Raw genomic sequence first — 16,090 nt, forward strand, 5'->3', positions numbered from 1 at the left:
ATGACCATCGCAGAACGCCTCCCCTCCGCCGAGTTCCGTCGAGCGTCCGCGCTCACGTGGAACCTCGCACTGCGTGCGATCAAGGCCCAGTACAACGGCACCGTGCTCGGGCGCACCTGGTCCCTGATCAGCCCCCTTGTGACGATCGCCGTCTACAGCGTCATCTTCGGCATCGTCTTCGCGAGCCCCGCCCCGGTGGGGCAGAACTCCGGCGTGACGTCGTTCGCCATGTGGGTGGCCGTCGGCGTCGTCGCCTGGACCTTCATCTCCGGCTCCATCGGAACGGCGATGTCTGCACTGGTGAGCAACGCGGGACTGCTCGAGAAGGTCTACTTTCCGCGCGTGGTCCTGATTCTCGCTGCCGTGATCGCCACGACGGTCACGTTCGCGACGGACATCGCCGTGGTGATCGTCGTCATGGCCTTCGTGGGGGGGCCCGAGGTCCTGCTCGGAATCCCCCTGCTGATTCCCTTCATCCTGTTCGCGGCGATGTTCGGGGCGGGTGTCGGCATGATGCTCGCCATCGCCGTGGTCTGGTTCCGGGACATCGAGCACCTCTGGGGACTCGTCAGCCAGGTGTGGATGTACGCGTCCGGCGTGGTCTTCCCCCTCACGCTCGTCCAGAACGCCGCGGCGTCGCTGCAGCGCAGCGGTGTGACGATCAACGGCGATCCGCTCCCCCTGGTCTTCCTCTTCCGGCTGAACCCTGCCGAGCAGTTCCTGGAGGCGTTCCGTTCGATCGTCTACGGCTACGCGGTGCCGCCGTTGGAGGTCTGGATCAGTTGCGCTCTCTGGGGAATCGGCGCATTGATCGTCGGTGGACTCATCTTCCGGGCCAAGCAGGCCAGAATCGTCGAGGAACTCTGATGAACGACATCGCCGTTTCGGTGCAGAACGTCTCGAAGACCTTCCGCATCTATCAAGGCCGCAACCGCTCGCTGAAGTCCGCCGTGCTCTCCGGCGGCCGCGGGGGTCACACCGAGTTCAAGGCCCTCGACGACGTCTCGCTGGAGATCCCGCGCGGCACGACCTTCGGACTGCTGGGGCACAACGGCTCCGGGAAGTCGACGCTGCTCAAGTGCATCGCACGCATCCTGACGCCGGACGCCGGCAGGATCGCGGTCGACGGGCGCATCGCGGCCATGTTGGAGGTGGGCTCCGGCTTCCACCCCAACCTGACCGGGCGTGAGAACGTCTACCTCAACGGCGCCATCCTGGGGATGAGCAAGAAGGAGATCGACGCGAAGTTCGACTCCATCGTCGACTTCGCCGGTGTGGAGCGGTTCATCGACCAGCCCGTGAAGAACTACTCGAGCGGCATGTACGTCCGGCTCGGCTTCGCCGTGTCGATCCACGTGGAACCCGAGATCCTGCTCGTGGACGAGGTGCTCGCCGTCGGCGACCTGCAGTTCCAGGAGAAGTGCATGGAGAAGTTCTCCGAGCTGAAGTCCTCGGGCCGCACCGTGATCGTGGTCAGTCACGCCATCGACCAGATGCGCACGTTCTGCGACACGGCGGCCTGGCTGCGCAACGGGTCGGTGGTCGACATCGGAAACGCCATGAACATCGTCGACGCCTACGCGGACGCCGAGCACAGCGTCCGCCGCGTCGAGTCGGGCGGCGTCCGGTTCGGCAGCGGCGAGGCCATGATCTCGAAGATCGAGTGGCTGGTCGACGGCAAGGACGTCCGCACGAGCAAGACCGGCGACCAGGTGACCATCCGGCTGCACTACCACTCGGAGGTCGAGATCCACCGCCCGACCTTCGGAGTCTCCGTCGACACCCGTGACGGGATCTTCGTCTGGGGTCACCACTCGCTCGACGCCGGCTACATCGCGGAGAGCATCGGGCCGGGCGACGGCACGGTGGACGTGGTCATCCCCTCCCTCCCGGTCCGCCCCGGCACGTTCGACGTGAGCGCGTCCCTCCAGGACGGCAACGCCTCCCACGTGTACGACGCCCTGCAGAAGGCGGTCCGTGTGGACGTCCTCGCCGGTCAGCCGTTCGAGTCCGGAGGTGTCACGACCTTCAACAGCCGTTTTGCGAACCTCAGCCCGGCTCGCCCCCTGCTGGAACCGCGGGTAGACGAAACGGTGCGGTAAGGTCATCCCGAATACCCGCGGTCTCGCGCGGGTACGGGATCGAGAGAAGGTCGTCCGCGGTGAAAGCACGGATGCGCATCGCCGGCATTGTCATGGCCGCTGTCATGGCCGTCGGCGTCATCGTCGCTGTCGGCACGGAGAAGGCGCCGTCCGCTTACGCCGCGAACGCGGCGGACTTCCAGGCCGGCTTCCTGGTCAGCGACCAGAACTTCTACGACGGTGGGGCGATGTCCGCCTCCGATGTGCAGAGCTTCCTGCTGAGCCAGAACTCGACCTGCCACTCGAGCTACGCGTGCCTCTACGGCTACGGTCAGTCCACTCCGAACATGGCCGGCGACGCCTATTGCTCCCCGATGGGCGGAATGGGCTCCGAGCTCGCTTCCAGCATCATCGCCCGCGTCGGCGCAGCATGCGGCATCAGCCAGAAGGCCCTGATCGTGCTCCTCCAGAAGGAGCAGGGCCTGGTGACCTCCTCCAGCCCCACCCAGGGCATGTTCCTGCACGCCACCGGGTTCTCCTGCCCGGACACCGCGCCGTGCGACCCGAACTATGCGGGTTTCTTCTACCAGATGTACTACGGCGCCCGGCAGTTCAAGATCTACAAGGCGCACCCGACGTGGTACAACTACCAGCCGAACGCCTGGAACAACATCCTCTACAACCCGAACAGCGCCTGCGGGAGCGGTTCGGTCTACATCCAGGGTTACGCCACCGCCGGACTGTACAACTACACGCCCTACCAGCCGAACGCTGCGGCCATGGCCAACCTGTACGGCACCGGCGACTCCTGCTCGGCGTACGGCAACCGCAACTTCTGGCGCCTCTGGACGGACTGGTTCGGCTCGCCCACGCAGACGGCCAACCTGATCCGGTTGAGTGGCACACCCAACGTCTACCTCGCGAGCGGAAACGTCCGCTATGCCTTCCCGTCCACCGACATGCTGGCGCAGTACAGCGCCCTCGGGGCCGTCGCGGATCTCACCCAGGCGCAGTTCAACGGCTACATGGACGGCGGCGTCTATGTCCAGCGGGTCCTGCGGGCGACCGATGGCGCCGTCTACTTCATCGATCAGGGCAAGCGGTACCGCTTCCGCGATTGCAACCAGGTCTACAACTTCGGTTACGTCTGCCCCCAGTTCCCGACGATTTCGACGGCCCAGGCGAATCTGTTCACCGACGGCGGCTGGCTCAACGACCTGATCAAGCTGCCGGACGGTTCGATCTGGTTCATGCAGAGCGGTGCGCGGCGCCAGACCCCCGACCCGTCCGTGCTCGCGCCGTACGGCGTCTCCACCAACACCACCAGCCTGTCGAACTTCTCGATCGGCGGCGCCCAGATCGGGTCGCCCGTGGTCGGCGCCGGCGTCTTCACCGACGGCCAGGGCAACTTCGCCGCGTCCACCTACGGCGGCATGTACTCGCTGTCTCCCGCGGCCGCGGCCGGCACTCTGGCCGGCAAGGCGACGCCGCTGCAGAACTACTCCTTCCAGCGGCTGTACCCGACCGGGCAGTTGCCGCTCCGGCTCGCGTCGAGCGGGCGCTACTTCGTGTCCGTCGACGGCGGCTGGCTCGAGGTGGACGGCCCGACGTTCGGGGGCTCGTCGTACTTCACTTCGCTGGGTGCCAACTCTTGGACCGGCGTCCCGCTGGTCGCCACCGTCACGTCGTCCCTCTTCATGAAGGAGCGGTCCAGCACCCAGATCTACCTGATCAGCGGAGGCGCCAAACAGCCCGTCGCGGATCAGGCGACGCTGAACTGGATCTCGCAGACGTACGGCGTCCCCTCGACCGTTTGGACGACGACCGACGGAGCCCTGCGGGGGCTCAACCCGCCCGCGGGAACGATCGTCTCCGTCACCGGCACGCAGACCGTCTACCTCATCGACGGGGGCAAGCGATACCAGTTCCGCGACTGCACGCAGGTGGCCGCGTGGGGGAAGACCTGTGGGCAGCTCCCGACGACGACCGCGGATGCGGTGTCCGAGTACCCGTCCGCCGGGACCCTCACGGATCTCGTCAAGCTGCCGGACGGCACCATCTGGCTGATGCAGGGCGGCAAGCGTCGGGAGACGCCGGACCCGTCCGTGCTCGCGCAGTACTTCATCCCCAGCACCACCACGAGCCTCACCAACGGCGCGGTGGCCGCCATTCCCGTCGGTGTCCCGGTGACCCGCGCGGGCGTCTACACCGACGGCTCCAGCTTCGTGGCCGCGACTCAGGGAGGCAACTTCCTCGTCTCTGCTGCCGCGGCGGCCGGCAAGGTTGGCGGTTCCGCTGTGCGCCTGCAGGCGGCGTCGCTGCAGAACATGTCCGCCAGCACCACGCTGCCGCTCCGCCTGACCAGCGACGGACGGTACTTCGTCTCCGTGGACGAAGGGTGGCTGGAGGTGGCGGCCGGCACGTTCGGCGGCGCCAGTGCGTTCACCGCCCTCGGAACCAAGTCGTGGACCGGTGTCCCGCTGGCAGCGACGACCTCGACGCCGGTGTTCGTCCGGGAGAGGTCCTCCTCGCAGATCTACCTCGTCTCCGGCGGCTACAAACAGCCGATCGCCGACCAGTCCTCGGTCGCCTGGGTGGCGTCCTATTACGGGCTGAGCTCCAGGGTCTGGATCGGCTCGGATGGGGTGCTGGCCGGGTTGATCGGCTGACATCCCGGTGGATGCGGTTGCCGGGTCGGCAGCGATTCGTCCGTTACGATTGCATCGCGCCTCGGCCGACGACTTCACGTATCGCGCCACACCGAGCACTTAGCCGCACCGGGAGGAATCCGGCCCTATGACCACAACGGTGAACGATTACCCAGCGTCCACCCGTCGTCCCCTGAAGAGACTCACGTCACCTCGTTCATCCTTCTGGATCTCGTTCGTCCTCTTCTTCCTGGTCATCGGCAGCTGGTCCGTTGCGAACCCGATGATGGCGTCCCCCGACGAGCCGGCCCACGCCGTGAAGGCCGCGGCGACCGTCCGCGGCGAGTTCGCCGCCGACGAGTCCGCCTACAACCCAGGCCGCGGCGTCTTCGCCGTCCCGCAGCTGTTCACGGATGTCTGGGCACTCCCCTGCTTCGCCTTCAAGGCCAAGGAGCTCGCCAATTGCTCGCCGACGCTGACGGGCGACCTGGGAGCGCCGTCGGAGAGTGTCTCGCACGTCGCGCGGTACAACCCGCTCTACTACGCGATCATCGGCATCCCGAGCCTGTTCCCGATCTCGACCTTCACCCTCGTCGCGATGCGGCTCGTCGGCGCCCTTCTCGTGGCCCTGCTCGCCGCGTTCGCCTGCCGGACGATCGCCGAGCTCCGACGTCCGGGGTGGCCGATGGTGGGATTCGCAGCCGCTGTGACCCCCATGACGATCTTCATCGCGAGTGCGATGACACCCCAGGGGCCGGAGATCTTCGGAGCGATGGCGACCGCGATCATCCTGCTGGCGCTCGTCTTCGAGCCTGATCCCGATCTCCTGCGGCGCCGGCTGTGGCGGCTTGTGGTGGTCTCCGGCTTCTTCGTCCTGGCACGAGGGCTGAGTCCCGTGTACCTGGTGCTCATCGTGCTTCTCGTCCTGCTGGTGGCGCCGAAATTCGGTGTGGTGAAGGACCTCATCATGAATCGCCGCGCGTGGCTGCCCCTCGCGGTGTGCGTCGCGGTCTCGCTTGCCGCCGTCATCTACATCCTGACCGCCGGAAGTCTGGCGCTGGGGGTCGTCTACCCGGACCCGAACCTCACCGCCCCGACGGTCGTCCAAGCCATGCTCAGCAAGACAGACTACTACGTCGAGCAGCTCCTCGGCGTCTTCGGCTGGGGAGAGGTGCACCTCCCCCTGGTCGCCCAGCTGGTCATCGGCGGAGCGGTGATGGTCGTCGCTGTCATCGGCTTCGCCATCGCTCGCCTGCGCGGGCGCCTGGTTCTGCTGGGCCTCGTCCTCCTGATCGTGGCGCTCCCGATCGGCGTCCAGCTCGCGAGCTTCAAGGAATCCGGTCTCATCTGGCAGGGCAAGTACATCCTGCCGCTCGCTGTCATGGTCCCGCTGATCGCCGGCTTCCTGGCGGAGCGGTATCCGATGCCGGCTTTTCTCGGCCGGAGGGTGGTTCCGGTGGTCGTCCCACTTCTGGCCCTCGCCCAGATCGTCGCTTTCGTCATCAACCTCCATCGCTACATCAACGGCGCAAACGGTCCGTGGACCCACCTCGTGCGCGGTGCCTGGCATCCCGGAACGGACGTGTGGGTGGCGACCGTCATCGAACTCGTCGGCTGGCTGGCCCTGGCCTGCTACGCCGTGTACGCGTTCCATCTCCGGGCGCAGGATCGAGCGCTCCCCGACCGAATCGAACGTCATGCCTGAGAACCTCCGGATCGCTGCGATCGTCCCGTGCCACAACGAAGAGGCCGCCGTCGCGAAAGTCGTCACCGATCTGCTCACGGCGGTGCCGGAGATGAAGGTCTTCGTCTACGACAACAACAGCACCGATCGAACGGTCGAGTTCGCCCGTGCGGCCGGCGCCACCGTTCGGCAGGAGACCCAGAAGGGCAAGGGGAACGTCGTCCGCCGCGCGTTCTCGGACATCGACGCCGACGTGTACCTCATCATCGATGGGGATGACACGTACGACGCCCTCGCTGCCGGCACCCTCATCGACACTCTGATCGATGGGCACCTGGACCACGTCCTGGGTGTGCGGAAGCCGGACGGCGATGCGACGGCGTACCGTCCGGGCCACGAGACCGGCAATCGTCTGTTCAACCGGCTGGTCGGGTCGCTCTTCGGGCTGCCCGTCAGCGACATGCTCAGCGGTTACCGCGTCTTCTCGCGCCGATTCGTGAAGTCGTTCCCGGCGCTCTCGCGGGAGTTCGAGATCGAGACGGAGCTGACCGTCCACTCGATGAGCATGCGGGTGCCCCAGGCCGAGGTCGAGGTCGGCTTCCGCGACCGGCCAGAGGGCAGCGAGTCGAAGCTCCGCACGTACCACGACGGCTTCCGGATCCTCCGTCTGATCGTGGAGCTGTTCCGCCACGAGCGTCCGCTGTTCTTCTACTCGGTCTTCGCAGGGCTCTTCTTCTTGATCGGCCTGATCCTCGGTATCCCGGTCCTGATCGAGTTCGTGCAGACGGGTCTCGTCCCGCGGCTGCCGACCGCTGTGCTGTCGTCGTCGTTGGTGATCCTGGCGTTCTTGGCGTTCCTGGCCGGCCTGATCATGGATGGGGTGCTGCGCGGGCGACGCGAGGCCATCCGTCTGCACTACCTGCGGCTACCCGCTCCAGTGAACGTCGACTGGAACCAGCCGTCTTAGGCCGAACTCCGATCTCTCAGGAGACGTTCGTGTCGCGAGGCTCCGGCGCCGTGCGGATGCGTCCGCTCCTGTTCTCCCCGTACACCCAGTAGCGGTAGGCGAGGAATCGGAAGGCCGTGGCGAGCACGAAGCCGATGACGTTCGACGAGATGTTGTCGGCGAGCAGTGACGTGTAACCGAGCAGGTAGTGGGACACGTAGAGGCAGGCGAGCACGATCCCCATACCGGCGACGGCGACCAGGATGAACTCGAACAGTTCCCGCGCCGTGTCCGAACGCCGGCTGCTGCTGAAGGTCCAGTACCGGTTGCCGATCCAAGCGACCAGCGTGGAAACGATGAAGGCGATCGTCCGAGCGACGATCGGTGACGCCCAGGGAGTACCGCTGCCCAACAGCCCCAGGCTGAGAGCGTTGAAGACCGCGACGTCGACGATGTACGCGACGATCCCGACGACTCCGAACTTGAGCGCGTAGTTCCGGAGAAGGTCGATCGCCGCGTGCAGAATCCGTTCCACGGTCACGCCTCGGACGCCATCAGCTCCCGGATGACCGTCGCCTCACCCCAGACCGCGGGCGAGTCGTACTGACGGTCGGGGAAGGCACCGTACTCCAGCGTGATCGGGAGCCCGTTCTCGCGGATGAACTCCTCGACCTGGTCGCCGAGGGACACCGGCGTGCCGCTTCCGCAGTTGACCGTGCCGACGAGACCGCCGGTGGTGGCCGCGACCGCGATCTGGCGCCCGAGCTCGGCGACGTCGATGAAGTCGTACTTGTTCTTGCCGGTCGTGAAGGGGAACGTCGTCTTGCCCTCGTCCACCGCCTGCAACAGGCGGGTGAAGATGGAGTGGTTCCGCCGGTCGTCACCGTAGATGTAGTAGCAACGGAGCCAGGCGAGCTCCGTCTTCGCCGCGAGCGTCGCGAAGGCCGCACGACGGAGGGCGTCCTTGGCGATGCCGTAGAGCGTGCTGGGATTGGTCGGGGTGTCGGCGTCGATGGCGCCCTCCCAGTAGCCGATTTCGTGCATCGTGCCGAGACCGGCGATGCGCGGAACGCCCCACTCGACGGCGTCGGCGAGCAGCGCGTAGTGCGCCGAGAGGTTGAGCATGTGGGACGGCGCGTTGTGCACGAAACCGTCGGTCCAGGCGAGGTGCACGAGGACGTCGGGCCGCTCGGCGGAGGCGGACCGGATGCTGAAGCCGGGGGCGAGGATGTCGGCTTCCACGAGCTCGGCCCGGTCATCGACCTCGGCCCGTTCGATCGAGCGCACGACTGCGAGGACGCGGTGGCCGCGGTCCAGCAGGGCCGCCACCACGTGCCGACCCACGTATCCGCCGGCGCCCGTCACCATCACCGTCTGCGTGCTCATCGAGTCTCCTTCCACACGGTCAAACAGTCTACGGGGTCGTCCCTGTGCCGCTTCGGCCGCAGCACGGGCTGGTTAGACTGGACGGCATATGTCCTCCCCCACCCCGCGTGCCGCCGCCGTCGTGACCGTCACGTACAACTCGAACGCCGTCATCGACGACTTCCTGCGTTCGGTACGCGCCGACGGCGGGAACGACGTCGAGGTGGTGGTCGCCGACAACGGGACGACGGACATCGTCCGGCTGCGGGAGATCGCGGCGATGTGGTCCGCCACGCTGATCGAGTTGCCGGAGAACGTCGGATACGGAGCGGGGATGAACGCGGCAGTGGCCGCCCTCACCGCGGAACACGAGCACATCCTGATCTCGAACCCGGACGTCCGCCTCGCGCCCGGCGCGCTGGCCGAACTGTCGCGCCTGCTCGACGCGGACCCGTCCGCCGGGGCCGTCGGCCCGAAGATCCTCAACGAGGACGGCACCGTGTACCCCTCGGCCCGGCGTCTGCCGTCGCTGCGGACGGGGATCGGCCACAGCATCCTGGAGCCGATCTGGTCCGGCAACCCGTGGACCCGCGCCTACCACGCCGACGCCACCATCGATGTGCGCACGTCCGGCTGGCTCTCGGGGGCGTGCCAGATGGTGCGACGCGCCGCGTTCGACCAGCTCGGCGGGTTCGACGACGGCTACTTCATGTACTTCGAAGACGTCGACCTTGGCCTGCGCATCGGCCAGGCCGGATGGTCGAACGTGTACGACCCGAAGGCCGTCGTCACCCACACCGGCGCGCACTCGACGACCGACATCTCGGACCGGATGCTGCGCATCCACCACGAGAGCGCCTACCGCTATCTGGCCAAGCGCTACCCGCACTGGTACCAGGCGCCGCTGCGCTGGGCGCTCAAGCTCGGCCTGTGGTTCCGCGTGACCGTTCTCGTCACGCGGAACCGGCGGAAGGTCAGGAACGCTCGCGGGCCAGAAGCTCCAGCAGATAGCTCCCGTAGCCGCTCTTGACCAGCGGCTGTGCCAGCTCTGCGAGCCGGTCGTCGTCGATCCACCCGGCGCGCCAGGCGATCTCCTCGACACAGCCGATCTTGAAGCCCTGACGGTCTTCGATCACGCGCACGTACTCGGACGCCTGCATCATCGACTCGAACGTCCCCGTGTCGAGCCACGCGGTCCCGCGGTCGAGCACGTCGACCTGGAGCTTGCCCGCCTGCAGGTAACGCTCGTTGACGGTGGAGATCTCCAGCTCGCCGCGGGCGCTCGGCTCGATCGTCTTCGCGATCTCGACGACGGAGTTGTCGTAGAAGTAGAGGCCGGGCACCGCATAGCTGCTCTTGGGCGCGGTGGGCTTCTCCTCGATGGACAGCGCGGTGAAGTTGTCGTCGAACTCGACGACGCCGTACGCCGTCGGGTTGCTCACCTGATAGGCGAAGATGACGGCACCGTCGATGTCGGTGTGCTGCCGGAGGGATGCCCCGAGCGCGCTTCCGTGGAAGATGTTGTCGCCGAGGACCAGCGCGACCGATTCGTCGCCGATGAACTCCTCGCCGATGATGAACGCCTGGGCCAGTCCGTCGGGCGACGGCTGCACGGCGTACTCGATCCGGACGCCCAGGTCGCTGCCGTCTCCGAGAAGCGCCCGGAACTGGTCGTTGTACTCGGGCGTCGTGATGATCAGGACCTCGTCGATGCCGGCCATCATCAGGGTCGACAGCGGGTAGTAGACCATCGGCTTGTCGTAGATGGGCATGAGCTGCTTCGAGATGCCCTTGGTGATGGGCCAGAGTCGCGTGCCGGAGCCGCCGGCGAGAATGATTCCGCGCACGTTCCTACTTTCCGTTCAGCGAGGCGTAGTAGGCGCGAGCCGCGTCCCACGTGGGCAGGATGCCCGAGTCGCGCGCTTCCAGCAGCGTGGGCGCGTCCGTGTCCTTGGGCGAGACCAGGAGGGCCTCTCGCTCGATCGGGAAGTCGAGGCCGACCTCCGGGTCGAGCGGGTCGATGCCGTGCTCGGCGGTCGGGTTGTAGACGTCGGTCACCAGGTAGCTGACCGTGGCGTCGTCGGTGAGAGCGATGAAGCAGTGTCCGAGGCCCTCTCCGATGTAGACGGCGCGGCGGTCCTTGTCGTCGAGGAGCACCGTGTCCCAGGTACCGAACGTCGGCGAGCCGACCCGGATGTCGACGATGAAGTCGAGCACGGCCCCGTAGGGCGCGGTCACGTACTTGGCCTGGCTCGGCGGGACGTCGGCGAAGTGGATTCCGCGCACCGAACCACGACGGGAGACGGAGGTGTTGCCCTGGCGGAGGTCGAGGGAGTGGCCGACCGCTTCTTCCAGGCGGTCGAAGCGGTACCACTCCAGGAACACCCCGCGGTCGTCCGCGTGCTGCTTCGGCGTGATCTCGTAGGCGTCGGGGACAGCTAGTTCTCGGATTTGCACCTCAGGAGTCTACCAATCGAGCCAACCGCTAGACTCAAAGGCGTTTGCCGACAGAAAGCACCCATCACAACATGAAGATTCTCGTCACAGGTGGCGCCGGTTTCATCGGCTCCAACTTCGTCCGCCGCACGCTCCAGGATGCCTACCCCGGCCTCGAAGGCGCAGAGGTCGTCGTGCTCGACGCCCTCACCTACTCCGGCAACCTGGCGAATCTCGCCTCGGTCGCCGACTCGCCGCGCTACACCTTCGTCAAGGGTGACATCCGCGACGGCGGCCTGCTCGACGAGCTGTTCCCTGGCGTGGATGCGGTCGTGCACTTCGCGGCGGAGTCCCACGTCGACCGGTCGGTGCGCGACGCGTCGATCTTCGTCGAGACGAACGTCCTGGGCACCCAGCAGCTGCTCGACGCCGCCCTGCGCAACAACCTCGAGCGCTTCGTGCACGTCTCCACCGACGAGGTCTACGGCTCCATCGCCGAGGGCTCCTGGGCCGAAGACCGGCCGCTGGAGCCGAACTCCCCGTACTCCGCCTCGAAGGCAGGCAGCGACCTGCTGGCGCGCAGCTACTTCCGCACGCACGGCCTGAACCTCTCGATCACCCGCTGCTCGAACAACTACGGGCCGTACCACTTCCCCGAGAAGGTCATCCCGCTGTTCGTCACGAACCTGATCGACGACGAGCACGTCCCGCTCTACGGCGAGGGCAACAACATCCGCGACTGGCTGCACGTCGACGACCACACCCGCGGCATCGCCATGGTGCTGGTGAACGGCCGCGCCGGCGAGATCTACAACATCGGCGGCGGCACCGAGCTCACCAACAAGGAGCTCACCCAGCTGCTGCTCGACGCGACCGGCAAGGACTGGTCGTACGTCGACCGGGTCGCCGACCGTCTCGGGCACGACCTGCGCTACTCGGTCGACATCTCCAAGATCCAGTCGGAGCTCGGTTACGAGCCGCTGGTGCCGTTCCAGCAGGGTCTGGCCGACGTGGTGCAGTGGTACCGCGACAACCGCGCCTGGTGGGAGCCGCTGAAGTCCCGCGCGGCCCTCGACAACTGATCGGCGTTCAGACCTCGCGGGAGTAGGGATCCACCTGGATCCTGCTGCCCCACCGCCGCAGGAGCAGATCCCTCTCGTAGGGCACCACCTGGGCGACGCGGGTCCGTGACTCGTAGTGGTGGAGCCGCGCGTGCGGCGTCCAGAGCACGGACCTGCCGGAGCTCCGCACCTTCAGGCAGAGGTCGACGTCGTTGTAGCTGCTCGGCAGCAGCGTCGAGAACCCGCCCACCGTGCGGAACACATCGGCATCCATGAGCGCACACGCTGCCGTCACGCCGGACGTTTCGCGGACGACGCCGAGGCTGTCCAGGGTGTCCCGCGCATCCTGCGCCCAGCCGATCGCGAGGTGTGTGGGCTCGCCCCGACGGTACGCGTGGCCCGCATGCTGCACGCTGCCGTCCTCGAAGAGCAGGAGCGCGCCCACCATCCCGACGCCGGGTTGCTGAGCGAGGCCGAGCATCCGCTCCACCCAGTCGGGGCTGAGGACCTCCACGTCGTCGTTGAGGAGGAGCAGGTACTCGCCTCGCGCGTGCAGGGCACCGCGGTTCATCTTCGCGGCGAAGTTGAACGGCGCCGTCCACTCCACCATCGTCAGGCGATCACCGGCGATGGCCTCGAGTTGATCGCGAACGGTCCTCGGCGTCGCCTCGTCGGCGACGACCACGATCTCGATCTCCTGGTAGGTCGACCGTTCGACGATGCTGCGCACCGCCTCCACGACGAAGGCCCGCTGCTCGCCGTGCACCGTGCCGGCACCCCCGCGCGTCGGGATGACGATCGAGACCAGGGGTCGGCCGGACAGTGCGTACCGGACATCGAGGACCCCGCGTGGCGTGGGCGTCACCGTCGCGTCGACGCCGAGCCGGCCGAGGTGGAGGCGGACCAGCTCCGCGTCCGCCTCTGTCATCGGGGTTCTCGGCGTCATCGGGGTTCCCGGCGATTCCGACGCCGTCAGCGGCCGCGGTATGCGGATCGCGGAGCCGCCTGCGGCGATCACCTCGAGCACGAGAGCCCAGACCAGGCGATCCGCCGCCGGCTCCGCGTCACCCAGCTGCGCGAGCGCTGCACGCGCTGCCGCGGTGCGGAACACGACGACGTCGCCCAGGTAGTCCTGCTCCCGCAGGCGCAGCGGCGAGAGCTCCGGGCGCAGGACGCCGGGGCCATCCGTGTAGATCAGGTCGACGTCTCCGAAGCGGTCGACCACCGATCGCAGTTCTCCGACGGCGCCCGACGACAGAGTGGCCCCGTGGCGGACCACGACCACATACTCTCCGGTGGATGTCCGAAGGGATTCGGTTCGGTCTCCGGAGAGGACGGCGAAGACGGGCTCGACCCCTGGCTCGCCGCTCATCGCGGGCGGCGGGCGACGGCGCGCCGGGCGATACGCGCCGGGGCGGTGAGGGCGTGGCCCAGGCGGAGTTCGGCGCTCGACCGGAGCCGCGCAAGCTCCTGCTCGGCCGCGAGCTGCTGCCCGGGAGAGAGGGACCGCGCCACGCTCAACTCCGCGACCTCCGCCTCGAGACCGAGGATGCGGTCCATCAGTGCCAACTGGCGCTCCTGCTCCCGCAACCGCTCTTCGTCCGTCACCTGCTCCACCGACCCCTCGTGCGTCCGTCGTAGACTACTTTAACCGCCGCGTCCCCCTCGCACTGCGGCGAGAAGGGCCGGTATCCGTGCAGGACGTCGTCGCGGTCATCCCGACCTATCAACCCGACGATCGGCTGGCCGAGCGGGTCGACGCCATCCTCGCGCAGGGCGCAGCGGTCATCGTCGTCGACGACGGCAGTCCGGCCGGGCACGGTCCGGCACTCGACGAGCGGGACGGGCTGGTGGTGCTGGGCGACGAGCAGAACAGAGGCATCGCGGCCGCCCTCAACCGCGGTGTCCGCGAGGCGCTACGTCGCGGGGCGAGTCACATCCTCACCCTCGACCAGGACAGCCTGATCCGGCCGGGATACCTGGAGCGTGCGCTGGAGGTGTATCGGACGGCACCGGCGGATGCCAGGGTCGGCATGGTGGTCCCCGACCTCGTGGACGGACGCCGCGACGTACGGACTCGGACGCTCGGCGGCCTCCGGGTGGTGGAGGAGGCGATCCAGTCGGGTGCCGTCATCTCCGCAGCCTGCGTCCGGGAGGCGGGCCTTTTCGACGAACGCCTCGTCATCGATGCCGTCGACACGGAGTTCTGCCTGCGCATCCGCACCCGTGGCTACCTCATCGCCGTCGCCGACGGCACCGACCTCGAGCACGAACTCGGCTCCGTCGTCCCTTTCCGCCCCTTCGGTCTGTCCCTGACGCGGCACGGTCACCCGGCGGTCTACCAGTACCACCAGCCCTTCCGGCACTACTATGTCGCGCGCAACAGCGTCGACCTCGCGTTCCGCTATGGGCGCCACTATCCGCGCTGGACCCTCCGCCTGCTGCGCCGGGAAGCCCTGCTGCTGGCCACCACGGTGTCCGCGGGACCCCAGCGCTGGCGTCACTTCGTCGCGGGCACCGTCGGCCTCTGGCACGGAGCCGCCCGCCGGCGCGGCCCGATGCCGTCGGCGCTGCGCGCCTACCTCATAGGCGGCGAACGCCCGCGAAGCGTTCCCGGCGGGCACTGAGAGCGCCCTGATAGGGTCTGGGCCTGGAGCGGGGACACCCGCGCGATCACGATTCCGGGAGTTTCATGACGACCCTCAAGGTGGTGCTCGACGAGCTGGTCGGCGATTCGCCTCGAAGCCTGCGTCGCCACACCGAGGAACTCACGCGGCAGCTCATCGCCACGGCACCTCCGGGCTGCGATGTGGTGGGCATCGTCTCCAACGTGCCGGACGCCGAACTGGCCCAGTTGCAGTTGCGTCTTCCCGGCATCCGGGACATCGTGAGGCTCCCGGTCGGTTCGCGTGAGCTGGCCATTGCCTGGCAGTCCGGCATCCGGCTGGGAGGCGAACCGGGGATGCTCCACTCGCCGACCCTCCTGGCGCCGCTGCGCAAGCAGGACCCGGCCGCGGACGTCAATCAGGTCACGGTGACCATCCACGACACCCTCGCGTGGACGCACCCGGGAACGCTCGGATCCGGAACAGCGCGCTGGACGCGCGCGATGGCCAAACGCGCGCGGAAGCATGCGGACGCGGTGATCGTGCCCACACACGCCGTCGCGCAACGGCTGGCGGCCGAGCTCGACTTCGGCGACCGCATCCGGGTCATCGGCGGCGCGCCGGCGACAGCACTGCGCCTGCCTGCCGACGCCGACGCCCGCGCGGAACGGCTCCAGCTCCCCGCTGAGTACGCCTTCACGCTGGGATCGATCGAGCCGCGGAAGGGCATCTCGGCGCTGATCCGCGCGATCGCCCGCCCGGAAGCGGAGGGGATCCCGCTGCTGATCGCCGGTCCCGACCGGTACGGCGATGGCACGGCCACCGGTGTCGCCGCCGCGGCGGGATTGCCGGAGGATCGCGTGCGTGCACTCGGTCGGCTGAGCGACGAAGACCTGGCCGTCGCGCTCGACCGCGCCACCCTCTTCGTCTTCCCAAGCGTCGCGGAGGGCTTCGGCCTCCCCATCGTCGAGGCGTTCAAGTTCGGCAAAGCCGTCATCCACTCCGACGACCCGGCGCTCGTGGAGGTGGCCGCCGGTGCCAGTCTGGTCGTGGATCGGCCCTCCTCCCCCGAGGACGACGGATACCCCGAACGGCTCGCCGGAGCGATCGGCCGGGTGCTCTCCGACACCGCGCTCCGCACACGGCTGGGCGTGCTGGCCTCGGATCGCGCGCGCGCCTTCAGCTGGCGGGACTCGGCGGAACGGGTGTGGCAGCTGCACGCTGACCTCTAATCGAGGGCGGTTCCCGCGGTCTGATAGCCTC

Annotated in this window: 15 protein-coding genes; 9 read left to right on the forward strand and 6 right to left on the reverse strand. The window is 67.8% G+C overall.

Going from position 1 to position 16,090, the window contains the following annotated elements; genetic code table 11:
• From AB4079_RS15915 to AB4079_RS15935, 5 genes are all read left to right on the forward strand, one after another.
• On the forward strand, nt 1-867 hold the full coding sequence (locus AB4079_RS15915) for an ABC transporter permease (protein WP_441788290.1): 867 nt from the start codon (nt 1-3) through the stop codon (nt 865-867).
• Nucleotides 867-2,102 (forward strand): ABC transporter ATP-binding protein, encoded by a 1,236-nt coding sequence (locus AB4079_RS15920; RefSeq protein WP_441788291.1) that lies wholly within the window; start codon nt 867-869, stop codon nt 2,100-2,102. The genes AB4079_RS15915 and AB4079_RS15920 overlap by 1 nt, the downstream gene beginning before the upstream one ends.
• 59 nt (nt 2,103-2,161) lie before the next feature.
• Nucleotides 2,162-4,750: a hypothetical protein gene (locus AB4079_RS15925; protein WP_441788292.1), complete on the forward strand. Its 2,589-nt coding sequence runs from the start codon at nt 2,162-2,164 to the stop codon at nt 4,748-4,750.
• A 127-nt stretch (nt 4,751-4,877) separates the two neighbouring features.
• Entirely contained in the window at nt 4,878-6,434 is a 1,557-nt protein-coding gene (locus tag AB4079_RS15930; RefSeq protein ID WP_441788293.1) for a DUF2142 domain-containing protein, read from the forward strand.
• Entirely contained in the window at nt 6,427-7,380 is a 954-nt protein-coding gene (locus tag AB4079_RS15935; protein ID WP_441788294.1) for a glycosyltransferase, read from the forward strand. Before AB4079_RS15930 ends, AB4079_RS15935 begins: the two co-directional genes overlap by 8 nt.
• 16 nt (nt 7,381-7,396) lie before the next feature.
• On the opposite strand, the gene AB4079_RS15940 is transcribed toward AB4079_RS15935, so the two are convergent.
• Nucleotides 7,397-7,900 carry a GtrA family protein gene (locus AB4079_RS15940; RefSeq protein ID WP_441788295.1) on the reverse strand — a complete coding sequence of 168 codons (504 nt, stop codon included), beginning with the start codon at nt 7,898-7,900 and terminating at the stop codon, nt 7,397-7,399.
• Nucleotides 7,897-8,745: an NAD-dependent epimerase/dehydratase family protein gene (locus tag AB4079_RS15945; RefSeq protein ID WP_441788296.1), complete on the reverse strand. Its 849-nt coding sequence runs from the start codon at nt 8,743-8,745 to the stop codon at nt 7,897-7,899. Before AB4079_RS15945 ends, AB4079_RS15940 begins: the two co-directional genes overlap by 4 nt.
• Nucleotides 8,746-8,833: 88 nt before the next feature.
• On the opposite strand from AB4079_RS15945, the gene AB4079_RS15950 reads away from it, so the two are divergent.
• Nucleotides 8,834-9,754, forward strand: coding sequence for a glycosyltransferase family 2 protein (locus tag AB4079_RS15950; protein WP_441788297.1), 921 nt, complete (start codon nt 8,834-8,836; stop codon nt 9,752-9,754).
• Here the strand turns inward: AB4079_RS15950 and rfbA are convergent.
• On the reverse strand, nt 9,699-10,571 hold the full coding sequence (rfbA, locus tag AB4079_RS15955) for a glucose-1-phosphate thymidylyltransferase RfbA (protein WP_441788298.1): 873 nt from the start codon (nt 10,569-10,571) through the stop codon (nt 9,699-9,701). The genes AB4079_RS15950 and rfbA overlap by 56 nt on opposite strands.
• Before the next feature lie 4 nt (nt 10,572-10,575).
• Nucleotides 10,576-11,181 (reverse strand): dTDP-4-dehydrorhamnose 3,5-epimerase family protein, encoded by a 606-nt coding sequence (locus AB4079_RS15960; protein ID WP_441788299.1) that lies wholly within the window; start codon nt 11,179-11,181, stop codon nt 10,576-10,578.
• Nucleotides 11,182-11,252: 71 nt separating this feature from the next.
• On the opposite strand from AB4079_RS15960, the gene rfbB reads away from it, so the two are divergent.
• Nucleotides 11,253-12,242, forward strand: coding sequence for a dTDP-glucose 4,6-dehydratase (gene rfbB, locus AB4079_RS15965; RefSeq protein ID WP_441788300.1), 990 nt, complete (start codon nt 11,253-11,255; stop codon nt 12,240-12,242).
• 7 nt (nt 12,243-12,249) lie between these two features.
• On the opposite strand, the gene AB4079_RS15970 is transcribed toward rfbB, so the two are convergent.
• Together AB4079_RS15970 and AB4079_RS15975 are read right to left on the reverse strand one after the other, a co-directional pair.
• The gene (locus AB4079_RS15970) at nt 12,250-13,500 is read right to left on the reverse strand and encodes a glycosyltransferase (protein WP_441788301.1); all 1,251 of its coding nucleotides are present in this window, start codon (nt 13,498-13,500) and stop codon (nt 12,250-12,252) included.
• Between the two features lie 89 nt (nt 13,501-13,589).
• On the reverse strand, nt 13,590-13,838 hold the full coding sequence (locus AB4079_RS15975; RefSeq protein ID WP_441788302.1) for a hypothetical protein: 249 nt from the start codon (nt 13,836-13,838) through the stop codon (nt 13,590-13,592).
• 77 nt (nt 13,839-13,915) lie between these two features.
• Between AB4079_RS15975 and AB4079_RS15980 the strand changes: the two genes are divergently transcribed.
• Together AB4079_RS15980 and AB4079_RS15985 are read left to right on the forward strand one after the other, a co-directional pair.
• Nucleotides 13,916-14,848: a glycosyltransferase gene (locus tag AB4079_RS15980; RefSeq protein ID WP_441788303.1), complete on the forward strand. Its 933-nt coding sequence runs from the start codon at nt 13,916-13,918 to the stop codon at nt 14,846-14,848.
• Between the two features lie 65 nt (nt 14,849-14,913).
• Nucleotides 14,914-16,059 carry a glycosyltransferase family 4 protein gene (locus AB4079_RS15985; RefSeq protein ID WP_441788304.1) on the forward strand — a complete coding sequence of 382 codons (1,146 nt, stop codon included), beginning with the start codon at nt 14,914-14,916 and terminating at the stop codon, nt 16,057-16,059.
• Nucleotides 16,060-16,090 lie beyond the last annotated feature (31 nt).

Source organism: Leifsonia sp. 2MCAF36 (genome assembly GCF_052115525.1).
Taxonomy (GTDB): domain Bacteria; phylum Actinomycetota; class Actinomycetes; order Actinomycetales; family Microbacteriaceae; genus Leifsonia.

Excerpts from the sequence above, each read along its gene's own strand:
- AB4079_RS15915 (WP_441788290.1), top strand. The coding sequence starts at position 1 with ATGACCATCGCAGAACGCCTCCCCTCCGCCGAGTTCCGTCGAGCGTCC.
- AB4079_RS15920 (WP_441788291.1), top strand. The coding sequence starts at position 867 with ATGAACGACATCGCCGTTTCGGTGCAGAACGTCTCGAAGACCTTCCGC.
- AB4079_RS15930 (WP_441788293.1), top strand. The coding sequence starts at position 4,878 with ATGACCACAACGGTGAACGATTACCCAGCGTCCACCCGTCGTCCCCTG.
- AB4079_RS15935 (WP_441788294.1), top strand. The coding sequence starts at position 6,427 with ATGCCTGAGAACCTCCGGATCGCTGCGATCGTCCCGTGCCACAACGAA.
- AB4079_RS15945 (WP_441788296.1), bottom strand. The coding sequence starts at position 8,745 with ATGAGCACGCAGACGGTGATGGTGACGGGCGCCGGCGGATACGTGGGT.
- AB4079_RS15950 (WP_441788297.1), top strand. The coding sequence starts at position 8,834 with ATGTCCTCCCCCACCCCGCGTGCCGCCGCCGTCGTGACCGTCACGTAC.
- rfbB (WP_441788300.1), top strand. The coding sequence starts at position 11,253 with ATGAAGATTCTCGTCACAGGTGGCGCCGGTTTCATCGGCTCCAACTTC.
- AB4079_RS15985 (WP_441788304.1), top strand. The coding sequence starts at position 14,914 with ATGACGACCCTCAAGGTGGTGCTCGACGAGCTGGTCGGCGATTCGCCT.